The sequence below is a fragment of the Bartonella sp. AP20NXHL genome, from assembly GCF_042196165.1.
Lineage (GTDB): Bacteria > Pseudomonadota > Alphaproteobacteria > Rhizobiales > Rhizobiaceae > Bartonella.
The window spans coordinates 41,783-55,146 of the sequence record NZ_JBHIPV010000005.1; the positions used below are offsets into that span (position 1 = coordinate 41,783).

Annotated in this window: 13 protein-coding genes and 3 pseudogenes; 6 read left to right on the forward strand and 10 right to left on the reverse strand. The window is 38.9% G+C overall.

Translation table 11 applies throughout. The features are described 5' to 3' along the window. Positions 1-51 precede the first annotated feature (51 nt). From ACFILL_RS04200 to ACFILL_RS04210, 3 genes are all read right to left on the reverse strand, one after another. The gene (locus ACFILL_RS04200) at positions 52-543 is read right to left on the reverse strand and encodes a hypothetical protein (RefSeq protein WP_375643350.1); all 492 of its coding nucleotides are present in this window, start codon (positions 541-543) and stop codon (positions 52-54) included. Between the two features lie 177 nt (positions 544-720). After that, positions 721-3,636, reverse strand: a complete 2,916-nt coding sequence (gene ileS / locus ACFILL_RS04205; protein WP_375643349.1) for an isoleucine--tRNA ligase — start codon at positions 3,634-3,636, stop codon at positions 721-723. A 248-nt stretch (positions 3,637-3,884) separates the two neighbouring features. Continuing rightward, positions 3,885-5,786, reverse strand: a complete 1,902-nt coding sequence (locus tag ACFILL_RS04210; RefSeq protein ID WP_375643347.1) for a porin — start codon at positions 5,784-5,786, stop codon at positions 3,885-3,887. Positions 5,787-6,468: 682 nt separating this feature from the next. Between ACFILL_RS04210 and ACFILL_RS04215 the strand changes: the two are divergent. Together ACFILL_RS04215 and ACFILL_RS04220 are read left to right on the forward strand one after the other, a co-directional pair. Next, positions 6,469-7,636 (forward strand): annotated as a pseudogene (locus ACFILL_RS04215) (tyrosine-type recombinase/integrase). A gap of 209 nt (positions 7,637-7,845) precedes the next feature. Next, positions 7,846-8,046 (forward strand): AlpA family transcriptional regulator, encoded by a 201-nt coding sequence (locus ACFILL_RS04220; RefSeq protein ID WP_004860538.1) that lies wholly within the window; start codon positions 7,846-7,848, stop codon positions 8,044-8,046. 100 nt (positions 8,047-8,146) lie between these two features. On the opposite strand, the gene ACFILL_RS04225 is transcribed toward ACFILL_RS04220, so the two are convergent. The 4 genes from ACFILL_RS04225 to ACFILL_RS04240 all read right to left on the reverse strand — a co-directional run bounded on the left by ACFILL_RS04225 (position 8,147) and on the right by ACFILL_RS04240 (position 9,925). Beyond that, positions 8,147-8,551 (reverse strand): hypothetical protein, encoded by a 405-nt coding sequence (locus ACFILL_RS04225; protein ID WP_273790412.1) that lies wholly within the window; start codon positions 8,549-8,551, stop codon positions 8,147-8,149. Positions 8,552-8,686: 135 nt separating this feature from the next. Continuing rightward, on the reverse strand, positions 8,687-9,001 hold the full coding sequence (locus ACFILL_RS04230) for a hypothetical protein (RefSeq protein ID WP_375637509.1): 315 nt from the start codon (positions 8,999-9,001) through the stop codon (positions 8,687-8,689). 270 nt (positions 9,002-9,271) lie between these two features. Then, positions 9,272-9,454 (reverse strand): hypothetical protein, encoded by a 183-nt coding sequence (locus ACFILL_RS04235; protein WP_273790410.1) that lies wholly within the window; start codon positions 9,452-9,454, stop codon positions 9,272-9,274. 111 nt (positions 9,455-9,565) lie between these two features. Then, positions 9,566-9,925, reverse strand: coding sequence for a hypothetical protein (locus ACFILL_RS04240; protein ID WP_375631024.1), 360 nt, complete (start codon positions 9,923-9,925; stop codon positions 9,566-9,568). 161 nt (positions 9,926-10,086) lie between these two features. Here ACFILL_RS04240 and ACFILL_RS04245 point away from each other — a divergent pair, with 161 nt between their 5' ends. The 4 genes and pseudogenes from ACFILL_RS04245 to ACFILL_RS04260 all read left to right on the forward strand — a co-directional run. Next, positions 10,087-10,494, forward strand: coding sequence for a DUF488 family protein (locus tag ACFILL_RS04245; RefSeq protein WP_375631023.1), 408 nt, complete (start codon positions 10,087-10,089; stop codon positions 10,492-10,494). Between the two features lie 82 nt (positions 10,495-10,576). Then, positions 10,577-10,723 (forward strand): hypothetical protein, encoded by a 147-nt coding sequence (locus ACFILL_RS04250; protein WP_375637510.1) that lies wholly within the window; start codon positions 10,577-10,579, stop codon positions 10,721-10,723. Then, positions 10,683-10,982: a hypothetical protein gene (locus tag ACFILL_RS04255; RefSeq protein ID WP_375637538.1), complete on the forward strand. Its 300-nt coding sequence runs from the start codon at positions 10,683-10,685 to the stop codon at positions 10,980-10,982. Before ACFILL_RS04250 ends, ACFILL_RS04255 begins: the two co-directional genes overlap by 41 nt. Beyond that, a pseudogene (locus tag ACFILL_RS04260) lies at positions 10,934-11,726 on the forward strand (integrase); the annotation flags it as partial. The gene ACFILL_RS04255 and the pseudogene ACFILL_RS04260, both read left to right, overlap by 49 nt. Positions 11,727-11,779: 53 nt before the next feature. Here the strand turns inward: ACFILL_RS04260 and ACFILL_RS04265 are convergent. The 3 genes and pseudogenes from ACFILL_RS04265 to ACFILL_RS04275 all read right to left on the reverse strand — a co-directional run bounded on the left by ACFILL_RS04265 (position 11,780) and on the right by ACFILL_RS04275 (position 13,252). After that, on the reverse strand, positions 11,780-12,079 hold the full coding sequence (locus ACFILL_RS04265) for a HigA family addiction module antitoxin (protein ID WP_273790446.1): 300 nt from the start codon (positions 12,077-12,079) through the stop codon (positions 11,780-11,782). A gap of 18 nt (positions 12,080-12,097) precedes the next feature. Next, positions 12,098-12,378, reverse strand: a pseudogene (locus ACFILL_RS04270) (type II toxin-antitoxin system RelE/ParE family toxin). 205 nt (positions 12,379-12,583) lie between these two features. Further along, complete coding sequence (locus ACFILL_RS04275) at positions 12,584-13,252, reverse strand: ribonuclease HII (RefSeq protein WP_375631022.1); 669 nt, start codon at positions 13,250-13,252, stop codon at positions 12,584-12,586. Positions 13,253-13,364 lie beyond the last annotated feature (112 nt).

Here is a 13,364-nt window from a genome sequence, read left to right on the forward strand (position 1 = left end):
GTATCATAAGTAATTGGAAAAATACTTTACTTTAAATATTTTGTCTTTCCCTTATCGACCAATAGGTGCGGTTTTTGCCGGTTGGCGATAACTTAAAGGTGGTTCAGTGAGATAGCGACGGTATTTTGAACTTCCAACTTGTGCTCTCTGACGACGTAAATATTCCTGTCGTTGCTTCGCATTCAACTGTGAAGGGTTTTCTGAACCAGCGCCATTAACTGACGATCCTTTATGAGGAAAAGGAGTATTTCCTTGATGCTTCTTCGATGCTGCCATTTCATTGACAGATCTATCTTGTTGTGGTACCGGCAAAAATCTGCGTGAACTAGGGCTTGGTATTACAAGTTTTGGATGAGGTTTCATAACAATCTGGCTGCTATTATTTGTTGGTGTTAATGAAGTAATGTTAGCAACATCTTCAAAAAACTGTATCGAAACCGGTTTATTGGTACCATAGGTAGGAGCGGATAAATTGCATCCCGTTAGAACAAAGCACATCCCTAAAATTCCTATTGGAAATATTTTTACTTCACGTTTTCTCACTGCCTATTCCATTTCCTAAGTATATGGCTGATTAATATTCCCGTTATTTATGAGAGAACGGTCCATACACAAATTTCCCCCCTGCAGAAAAAACAACGGAATTTACTTTGTACCACAAAAAACTATATTCATCAATATGAGAAATATACTTGTACTCCTTTCCCTTGATTTAAAATTTTAAATCTTACCAAGAATCTGTAGTTCCCGCAAAGCAGCTGCATCACGAGCAGATACATCCGGATAAGCTGGATCACTCCCAACATCTTGTGTATAACGCCATGATCGAGCACATTTTTTTCCTAATGCCTTCTCTGGATATACACCAACACCTTCAACATCATTCAAAGTAAAAGAATCGGAAGGTATCGTGTCCTGCCTAATTGTGAGTGCACTGGTAATACAGATCTCCGCCATATCCACATTTTCTAATGCCTCTCGTAAAACCAGATTGGAAATAAAAACAATAGGCGCAGCTTCCAAAGAGGATCCAATACGCTTATTAGCACGTTCAAGCTCTAAAGCACCTGTCACAACTTTACGGACCTGCCGAATTTTTTTCCAACGCTCAGCCAAAGATTGGTTTTGCCATTCTTCTGGTACAGAGCGAAATTGTTCCAAATGCACCGATTGGCTTTCTGGATAACGCTCTAACCAAGCTTCCTCCATAGTAAAAGGCAACATTGGAGAAAGCCATGTTACCATACGCTCAAAAATCTCACGGACAACCTGCAAGGAGGCCTTGCGTTTTTTTGATGAAGGCGCATCACAATAAAGAGAATCCTTGCGGATATCAAAATAAAATGCCGATAACTCAATGATTGAAAAATCCAATAATGCACGCATAATCTTTTTAAAATCAAATTCGTCGTAAGCGCGATTAATCAACTGATCAAGTTCAAAAAGCCTATGCAATATAAATTTTTCAAGATCCGGCAGTGCACCATAAGATATTTCTTCCCCATCATCATGTGCTAAAGTTCCTAGCATCCAACGAATTGCATTGCGTAGTTTACGATATGAATCCACATTTGTTTGAAGAATTTTTTTGCCTAAACGCTGATCTTCCCAATAATCGGTTGTCATAACCCAGAGACGAAAAATATCAGCTCCAGATGTTTTAATGATCTCTTGCGGAACAACCGTATTGCCTAAAGATTTAGACATTTTCTTACCATTCTCATCCAAAGTAAAACCGTGTGTGATCACGGCTTTATAGGGAGAACAAGCACGCGTACCACAGCTTTCCAAAAGAGAAGATTGGAACCATCCGCGATGTTGATCTGAACCTTCAAAATAAACATCAGCAGGCCATTTCAAATCAGCCCGATCTTCTAACACAAAGCTATGGCTTGCTCCAGAATCAAACCAAACATCCAAAATATCATAAACCTGTACCCAAGGCTCATGTGCACGCTCACCTAAAAAACGTTCACGTGCTCCTTCAGCAAACCATGCATCTGCCCCTTCTGCTTCAAAAGCCCGTAAAATACGCTCGTTCACACCTTCATCTTTTAGAATAACACCATCCTCATTCGCAAAAATACAAATAGGAACCCCCCAAGAACGCTGACGAGAAAGAACCCAATCAGGACGATCCTCTATCATAGAAGCTAGGCGGTTTTGTCCAGAAGATGGCACAAAACGCGTTTTTGAAACAGCTTCCAAAGCCCGACTACGTAAAGTTGAACCATCCCCAAAATCTTTATCCATTGAAATAAACCATTGTGGTGTATTGCGAAAAATAACGGGTTTTTTTGAACGCCAACTATGGGGATAGGAATGCTTTAAACGCCCCCGTGCAAACAATCGATCTGCTTTAATTAAAGCGTTAATGACCTCTTTATTGGCGTCACCCATTTTTCCATTATCATCAATAACACGTGCAGGTCCTCCTTCACGATCTGGTCCTAAACCTAGAACATCTTTCGTATAGAACCCTGCATCATCAACAGGAAACGGTATAGATGAATCAATCCCCGCTTGCTCCAGTAAGGACTTATAATCATTCCAAATTTCAAAGTCCTCACGCCCATGGCTTGGTGCTGTATGGACAAAACCTGTACCAGCACTCTCTGTTACGTGTGAACCATCAAGCAATGGAATTTTATAATTATACCCTCCAGCTAAACCTTTGAGTGGATGAGAAAGAACAAGAGCTTTCAATTCCTCAGCAGAAATAACACGTAAACGCTTCAAAACAAGTTTGGCTTTTTCTCCACAACTCATCGCTAAAGCGTCTGCAAAAAGAAGCTTTTCTCCCACTTGAGGACCAAAATCATTTTCAGCACTTTCAACTTCGTAAATACTATAAGAAATCTGCGAAGAATAACTCACTGCACGATTGCTTGGAATTGTCCACGGTGTTGTTGTCCAAATGACGACATGAGCACCATATAAATCATCAGAATTTGCTTCAAAAACAGGAAACTTAACCCAAAGCACCTCTGATTCATGATCATGATATTCAATCTCAGCCTCTGCCAAAGCCGTACGCTCCACAACAGACCACATCACTGGCTTGGAACCACGATAAATCTGATCTGACATAGCAAATTTTATCAATTCACTGGCAATGCGTGCTTCTGCATGAAAAGCCATTGTAGTATAAGGCGCGTTAAAATCTCCCACAACACCAAGGCGTTTAAATTCTTCACTTTGAACGGTTACCCAATGCTGTGCAAATTCACGGCATTCTTGACGAAACTCGTTAAGAGGTACCTCATCCTTATTTTTTCCTTGTGCTCGATATTTTTCTTCAATTTTCCATTCAATTGGAAGCCCATGGCAATCCCAACCAGGAACATAATTTGCATTAAAACCGCGCATTTGGAATGAACGGACAACCACATCCTTTAGAACTTTATTTAAAGCATGCCCGATATGAATATGACCATTTGCATAAGGTGGACCATCATGAAGAATATAAAATGGACGATCTTTTGCTTGTTGGCGCAATTGCGCATAAAGCCCCATATTTTCCCAACGCGCCATCAATTCAAGCTCTTTTTGCGGAAGCCCTGCACGCATAGGAAAATTTGTCTGTGGGAGATAAAGAGTTTTTGAATAATCTATTGTTTCATTTTTCACAGCCATTGTGAAATATCCCTGTCCACTTTTACGATTTCATTTTTGCATAACTTCCCTGAACCCTGCAACTCTGGTTTTTATCTATAGGGAAAGCCGAGCTTATCATTCGTATTAAGCAGCGATCAGGAAAATATATCATCACACTCTATGGGCTTTATCATGAAATTCACAAGAAAAGAAACCAAAAAGTGATCTTTTAAAAAATAAAGGCTCCACTGACAGTGGAGCCTCTTAGAAATTTACTCTTTAAAAAATTAGAATTTATAAGCTACACCAACACGGAAATCATTGGTTTTGTAGTTAACTTCAAGTTTTTCCTTTGCAAATTTCTTTTTACCAAAATCAGAGTAACGATATTCTGCACGTACAATCACATTATCCAGAAGCGAGAAATCAACGCCACCACCAAGTGTGTAACCAATCATGGTTTTTGTTTCATCAGCTAAATTCTTAGAAGAAACGACTCTTCCATCCTCATCCTTAACGGATATTGATACAGTGTCTTGGAATTGCCCATAAGCAATACCACCAGCAAGATAAGGCATAAAGCGATCAGCAGCAAAACCAATACGTACCCGTGTAGCACCACCCCAATTTTGTTTGAAAGTATGACTTAACGTTTCAACTTCATACTCTTGATCAAGACCAAGTTCAGAAGCCATCTTTTTTATTTGTTCTATACCATATACACTGGAATCATTCTTATCCACCGCTTGTGTACTTTGTGCACCGTGTCCAGCCATATTCTGTCCACCATGAGAACGAGAAGCATGTGGATTAGCACCATGCGCATGAGCACCAGAACCATGCCCACCTGCATGAGATGCACCATGTGGATGAGCATTTCCGCTACCATGGAAAGAGCTATGATGATTCCCGTGTTGGGCTCCGCTTGTTCCATTAGAAGCTTTTGCTGATTCAGAGGATGCCCCTGATCTCGCGAGTATAAGTGTCCCTCCGCTCGGTACTGTTCTTTCTACTGCTGATGATTGTGATGCAGGTTGTACCGATGCAGGTGCTTTTGCTGCTGGCTGACTTGCTTCTGTTCCCGTTGTTGAGGTAGAGGGCGCGGGTTTTACAGCAACGGATTTTGTTGGAGTAGATTGCACTTGTACAGCCCCTGTTGATACAGATGACGTTTCTGCAGATTTTGCAGACGCCGTTACTCCATTTGTTCCTCTTACTGATGGTTGATCTCCTGTGTCTGATCTTGCCAATAGGAGCGGTGACCGCTCTGGTGAGCTTGCTCCTGTGGTAGAGGATATTGATTTAGATTCAGGTAATTTTAATCCATTTACCGATGTCTGTCCTACATCTGTTCTCGTCACTTGTCTGACGAGGACTGGTTGTGTTGTTGACGATGCAGATGACGTTTTTGATGATAGCGTTGAAACTCCTGATGCTCTTTCCACCGTCACTGTTTTTTCTGCTGTTGTAGAATGAACATTGCCAGAATTGCCAATTGTTGTGGGTTGACTTGATTGTCTTGCTTCTGCATTTGGTTGTTGAGCTGGATTTGCTTGTCCAGTTTGTGCTGTAGCAGGTTTTCTTGACTTGGATTTTTCTGTTGGAGTTACCGTTTTAGCTCCTGCACCTGCGGATATTCCTGAGCCTGCAGGTGCTCCTGCACTTGCAGCTCTTCCTGCGCCTGTGGATGCTGTTGATGCGGCTTTTTGTGTTTGTGATCTACTTGATGTTGTTACTTGTAGTGGTTGAGGCGTTGGTAGGCTTGCGGATCTGCGGGATCTTACGACTGCATTTTCTACTGTAGTGTTATCAGCTGCACCTATAGTAATGGTCTTTGTGTGTTTTTTTCCAGATATCATTAAATCCGTATCGACGCCAAAAATAAAGTTGTCACCGAGATCAATATTAGAACCTGCATAAAAACCACCTGCAAAACCTGAAAGTTTAGGAGAGAACTCTTTATCCAGTGGTAAACTCTTTTCTTGACCAACAAGAGCCATATCAGCTTTGCTCGAAAAACCACCCGCTTGAACACCTAAATAAAGACCTGTCCATGAAAAAGTAGGCGCGATAATGGTAGAAGAAGTCGATGATGCTGGCTGATGAGGAATTATAACATCAGCAGCTAGTGCTGTAGACGCTGAAATTAAAGAAAAAATAGACGCTGTTATTAAACGTTTTGTATTCATAAAATCTCTCCAAATATCCAAAATGAAATATATATAGAGCATCTTTTTTGAAAGATCTGTAGCAAAAATGACACACTCACAAAAAAATAAAGAATTTTTGAAAATAAGGCTTCTTAAACTTTTAATTTTGCATTCAATGAGCATTTGTAAACTAAATCACACTAAAATTATGTGTATTAAAGTTGGATTCATTTTCATTAAAGTTTCGCATAACTGTTAATGATAATATTCTTTATAAATTTCTTTTTATCAAAATCTAAATAACAGTATTCTGCATACAATAAACTATTATCTGTTATTGCAAAATCAATGCCAGCGCAAACAGTGAAATCAAATATTGCCTTTTTTAAAACCAAGCGCCATCAAAGTCTCATCTATTTACCAGCATGATCTACTTTTAGTACTTTAGCAATAGTATTTTGTATCTAAAATTCAGAAAAACAAAGGACTTATTCAAACACTCGCAAAAAAAACTTTTAGATTCTTTGCATAAACATCTTCATCCTGCTACATCACATTGATTTATAAGGATAACTTATTGTTTTCATATTGAATGAAAAAACTAATACTGTAGGATTCTCTCATTTTAAATCTGTTTATCTTGAATCAATCAAAACCGCTTGCTTGCACATCACAAGCGGGGCTGGCGTATGGGTAAAAACTATAGAAGAAAGGACTAAAAATGGCTCTTATGAACCGTCTTAATGCAAGGACTGTCGCAACACCCACGAGCTGGTAAATATAATGATGGTGCCGGCTTGTTACTTCATAAGTGTAAAGATGGAGGTGCTCAATGGATTTACCGTTTTACCATTCATGGTCGGCGCCGTGAAATGGGCTTGGGAGCGTTGCAAGATGTTTTTTTAAAACAAGCTCGTGAATTGGCAACTGGGTGGCGTTCTGTTCTTCGTGAAGGTCGTGATCCTATTAAAGAACGTGAAAAACAAAAGCGTGAGGCAATAAGTAATCTCCATTATTTAAAAGATATCGCGTTGGATGCTTTTGAAAGTCGTAAAGCTAAATTAAAAAATGATGGTAAAGATGGGGATTGGTTTTTACCATTACGCCTTCATATTCTCCCTAAACTAGGCTGTCTTCCCGTTTCTGAGATTACTCAAACAGAGATACGCAATACACTTGCCCCTATTTGGCATTCAAAAGCTGGAACTGCTTATAGAGCTCTTATTCGTCTCAATCTTTGTCTCAAACATGCGGCTGCATTAGGATTGAATGTTGATTTACAAGCAACAGAAAAAGCACGCGCGCTCTTAGGTAAACAACGTCATAAAACGCAAAATTTACCAGCCATGGATTGAAAAGATGTGCCGGCTTTTTATAAAACACTCTGTGAAGCATCAACCATAACACAACTGGCTTTGCGTTTGCTTATTCTTACAGGCGTTCGTACCAATCCTTTACGTCATATTCATAAAGATCAAGTTGAGGAGAATATATGGACCATTCCTGCTGAGAATATGAAAGGAAGGCGTGATGCTACAACAGAATTTCGCGTGCCTCTATCAACAGAAGCATTAGAAATTCTAAAACAAGCGCGCTTGCTCTCTCGTAATGATTTCTTTTTTTCTGCTAGAGTTCGTGGTCCCCTCGCTGAGAAATGTATGGCTACGTATATGAGAAAAAATAAAATTGAAGCCTGCCCCCATGGTTTTCGCTCTAGTTTACGCAATTGGCTCGCTGAAACAACCGATGCTCCCTATGAAGTCGCTGAAACTATTCTAAATCATACAGTAGGAGGACAAGTAGAGCGTGCCTATCGTCGTACTGACTATCTAGAACAGCGCCGTGTCTATATGGATAAATGGGCGGCTTATGTCACCGGTCAATCTTAAGATATGGGGTGCATAACCCCATTATCTGTGGATAACTTTAGCTCTCTTTTCTCTCATTCTTTCTCAATAAGAGTCATAATTTATCACATCAGAAAAAATATGATAAAATATTGTTTTCTATAAATAAAATACCTTCAAAAATGAACAAAAATATGGTTAATAAATGCTTATGATTTGTTACCATTTTTTTATAGTGAAAGGAAATTATTATGACAGAAAATGATATTCTTTTAACAGACCGTGAAAGTGCAAAATTGCTTCATATGAGTGTTTCAACATTCCGCCGTCATGTAACCAATGGCTCTCTCCCAAAACCTTTAAAATTTGGTTTTTTATCGCGTTGGTTGCAATCAGATCTTATCAATGTCATCGAGCAAGCAAAGCAGCAACGTTATAACGACGCGGCATAAAAAAAACCTTGTCACGTAAGGACGGACAAGGCTTTCTCAAGCTCATCAACCTAGAGCTTTATTTGGTGTAAATTCAAGGCTTTCTCTGCTGAAGCAAGACCTAAGGTTTGCATTCAAGTTGTTCTGAATGCTTTTTACAATAAGGGCTATTTAAGCGCTTCTTGACACTTCGCTGTGGTATGACAGTGCCTGGACGACAAATGGGAAGGTTTTCGTCTCTAAAAGTATAACACCATCCTCCCTCATGTTCATTTTCATAATGGAAACCTGATTGAACCATACACGCATGAATTGTTGCCCATGCATTGTTACTTAGCTTTCTGCTTTCTGGATCGGTATAATAAGGTGTTGGCATTCCACATTCTAACAAGGCTTTTCCTACCTCTGTAAAATCTGCTCCTGGTTTCTTCCACGCTGTCACCTCTCCTAGAGGAGGTTTGTTAAATTGACATCCGGCTATACTGAACAAAGTTACAGCGCTTAATAATTTTAGAGTTTGTTTCATTTGTTCCTCCTTAAAAGGACTTGTACTCGATTGGATGAGCCGTAAATATACCGACATGCTTGGCCCGCATCTCCAAGACAGGTATGGGAACTTATGGGATTTGTAGCCACTCTCAATCATTCTTTCCAAACGTTACTACCAGCAGGTATTGTCTCGTAGGTATACACCAATAATTCTGCTTACAAAGTCATATCTATTCCCATCAAAGCCAATAGTAGTTTGTTTGCCATCACTCACATAACCTAACAGACCAGATGCAACTAAAACATTAAAGGCTGGTCTATAGAAATTGATATTCGTGTTGTCGGCTATCCCGTGCATACCTTCTTGTTTGAAAGAATTCAGCATATTAAAGTCTGTCAAACTGCCACAACTATGGGCATCAATATGCAATCCTGTATTGCCATAAAGATACATTGTATCCTGAAATTTCTTGGTTGAATTGGTCAATCAAAAAAAGTTTACTTTCCAGAAGCTTCTGAAAAATCGCTATCCCTATTTCCACTTCCCAGTCTTTAGCTTGTGGGAAGTATGTAAAATAAAGGGGACCATGATCATTGTCAGCAAATTGGACAGCATAACACGCAGCATCATCGGATGTGTTAAAAATGCCATTTTAGAACATACGCCTGTTGCCATCAGAACCAACTTGTAAATGCTTGCTGCTCATCTTCAGCTTTTAAAAAGTGATACAGAGTAATATATTCTCCATCACTGTCTTTATATAGGTTCTCCATTTTCATCAGTTAAATAGAGGACATTGCCATTTTCATCATGCTCAACCTCACCTACTGGATGCTCTTTGACATTTGTCATTTCGCGCACTTTGTCCCAGTATCCAAGACCTTCATCCGATAAATCATTGATCATGTCTAAGCGATTATGAACGATGCCCTCAAGCAATATGGCATCTATCGGTGCGACAGCCCTGGTGGACTGCTGCGGTGTTGTGGTTGAGAGAGAGAGCCAATGATTTGTCCAGCATCTTGCCCCATCGCCCTCTGTCCAGTTGTATCAGTGAGGATGATGGTGCACCGCCGATAGAGGATTTGTATATCCTTCCGCTCCATTATGGGCTTTGCCGTGACTTAAAGCATTTTTGGCAATGTTTTTTATCGTGTCATTCCCAGAAATGCTAAACCCTTGGCTGCTAGCTTGAGCATGCGCACTGTTGCTGATATCACTGGTACTAATGCTTCCTGTGGTCAGGCTGTTTTTATCTGCCGGCGCGGTGCTGGCAATGATGCCTCCGGTCAGCGTTGTTTTATCTTTAACGTTGATCTTAAAGCCGCCATCACCCGCTTTGATGCCTGATTGTTCCACAACACTATGATAATCACTAGAGGATTTATCCTTTTGGAAAGAGGCGCTCATAGAGCCCCCACCCATTTACTAAGGAAATTAAATGTGTGTAACATCAAAAATATCATCATACAGCCTGCTAAAGATGAGAGCTTTATTTTTTTACCATTGGCTATGAAAGAAAATCCTCTGAGGACTATCTCAATCAACTGATCAAAAATAATATTAAACTTTTGTGTGATGTTCGTAAAAATTCAATAAGTAGAAACCTCGGATTTTCGAAAAGACAATTAGAGAAAGCTGTAAGCAACATTGATATTGAATATATGCATATGCCTGAACTTGGAATTGCTTCTGAAAAACGAAGAAATTTGAAAACACAAAAAGATTATGACCGCCTTTTTGAAGATTATCAAAATACAACTCTCAAGAATAATTCTTGTGCAATAAACAAATTATATCAAATTTTTTTAAAAAAGCGCGTTGCAATCACCTGTTTTGAAGCCAATGTATACATGTGTCATAGAGGACAACTCGCATTAGCTCTCACTCAATTGTCTGATTGGAAATATGAAATTAAGCACATTTTAAAAAATAAACTTACAAACTTTTTACATATGGGGGGCATTTACAACCTCTAGCCCTCTCCCCATTCCTAACAACTTTTAAATAATGCATGATTCACGCTACGGGTGGATTGTACGCAAATCAAGGAAATAAACCATGGAAAATAAATATAAACTGACTGATGAAATAACTGAGGTTGATGGAAAAACTCTTCACCGAATTCGTGCTTTAAGGGATTTTGATGCTGTTAAAGCAGGTGATCTTGGCGGGCTTTATACAAAAAAAAGACAACCTAAGTCATGATGGTAATTGCTGGGTAGGTGATGATGCAAAAGTCTATGGTTATGCCAAGGTTTTTGGTGATGCTTATATTGATAACATTTCTGATATTTATGAAAACGCATGTGTTTTTGCCAATGCACAAGTTTCCGGTGCTACATTTATTAGTGGAAAAGCTAAAATTTATAGAAATGCTAAAATTTATGACAGTCCTTTGATTTCCATCAGAGCAAATATACACTGGCTATTAAATAAGTGCAAAATGGCATCTCCAAGAAAATAACCAGACTTACAAAAGGCTCTTTCAATTGGTTATTGCATCAGTATTTACAAAGCATGCAATGGCATAATCAATCAGAATCTACTCAAAAAGTTAAATATCGAATTCTGAATAATGTTTCTAAACATATTGCTGATCGTGCATATAAAAGTATAGAAAGACACCATATCCTTGACGCCGTAGACAGAAGGCGACATACTCTCGCAGCAGCAAAACATTTTTTGACCTCTTTAAACGGTCTCTTTAATTAGGCGGTTGATAATGCCCTTTTAAATAAAAATCCTGCCTTTAATATAAAAGCACCAAAATCTCTTAACAACGAGGAATTACTGCCTTGGCTAGAATAGGACATAGACAAATATTATCACCGTTGGTCACATGGTACACATGAACGCATCTGGATTAACCTTCTTCTTTATACGGGCTTGTTTTACCAGAACTAGAGGCAACCCTTAAAATTGGTCCCATAGGTGATGAAACATTCATTTGTGGTAAAGATGGAAATAAGCTTATCAAAGAAAGTTTTGGCAACCTCTTTCGTGAAGCATGTAATGCGGCGGGTATTAAAAAATCAGCGCACGGATTGCAAAAATTAGCAGCAAAACATACTGCCAATGCTGGTGCTACGGTTTCACAAATGAAAGCGCTTTTTGGTTGAACCGAAGATAAAATGGCATCCCTTGATATAAAGAGTGCAGACCGTAAAAACTTTCCCTTGAAGCAATCAAAAAGCTCCAAAAAAGTTAGCCTCACAAAGCACCGCTTAACAAACTAAATTGCTATCAAAATTATTAACGAAATCAAAGCGGCGTTTGAGATGTATCAGAAACCAGAGGAGAAATAGGTGGTTGTGCCTGTTGCATTGTTTGCCATAAATTATAGTTTGTTTGCATATCCAACCAAAATTTTGCTTTACTAAAACCAGCTAATTCTAATTTAACAGCAAGCTCGGTACTTATAGAAGCATGTCCGTTAATCACTCTTGATAAAGAAGCTCTTGTCATATGGACATGATCAGCTAATTTTTGTATTGTTATCCCCATTTCTTCTAAGAAAGCTACTTTCAGAACTTTACCCGGATGTGCGGGGTTGTGCATCATTTTTTTTCATTCCTTTCTTCAATGGTAATCTTGATAATCAACAAGCTCCACATCTGTTCCTATAAAGCGAAAAGTAGCACGCCAATTTCCATTCACCCATATAGAACAGTACTCTATAAGTTCACCTTTAAGATGGTGCATTTTAAAGGCAGGCTCTCTCAATATTTCAAGCGTAGTAGCACTTGTTAAAACCGTTAAGATAACGCGAATTTTTTTACATGATCTGGTCAAATAGCTTTTGTGGAACCTGTTGTACAAAATAATTTTAAGCCCTTATGTTTAAAACTCACAATTGCCATTACCACCCCTTGTCGTATATCATCGCTATACGGTTAATAACAAATAAGAGTTAAGCCCATGTTAGAAATATCTGATTCTATATCTGGAAAAAATAGATAGGAATAAGTGATAAAAAAGCTTCAAAAAGGTTAGGGATAGACACTCAAAAAACATAATAGAATCAATGATTATAAAACCCCTTACTCTTGTAATAAGTAACTGATTTTAATTACCTTTTTTACACTCTTTTAGTGGTGCAAAACTATAACGATGTAACCCTATAACTGGTCCATATTTATCAAGAGCTGTACGATGCGCTAGCGTTGCATAACCTACATGCTTCTCTAAACCATACCCTTTATAAACTTGTCCTGCACATTCCATCATCCGATCACGCGTTACTTTCGCAATAATAGATGCGGCTGCAATTGAAACTGAACGCTGATCGCCCTTAATCAACGCCATTGCAGAACAGGACAACTCAGAAGGAATATCACGCCCATCAACAAGGACATAGTGGGCTGGAATGGCTAATCCTATAATACAGCGACGCATTGCTTCTAAAGTTGCTTTTCTAATATTAGATTGATCAATTGTACGAGCACAAAGACTGGCGACTGAAACCGCTAATGCACTTTGCAAAATTTCATGATAAAGTCTATTTCGTTGGAAAAAAGAAAGTTTTTTTGAATCATTTAACCCATTAGGAATACGATCTCTATCCAAGATAACGGCTGCTGTTACCACAGGTCCCGCGAGAGGCCCCCGTCCTACTTCATCAACACCTGCTATATGAAAAAAACCCTGTTTTTGCAAATCCAATTCGCACGAAAAATTTGGTTGAAGCGGCAAATTAAACATCTTTGATAAATCACACATACAACAAACATACATCTATTTCTGTAGCCTGATCATTTTTTGCAAGCATTACAGTTTTAAATGGCTCTTCAAATATTCTGCGAACTCTTACACAAAAGATAAAAAGCACATTTCTTTGGTTCCCCTC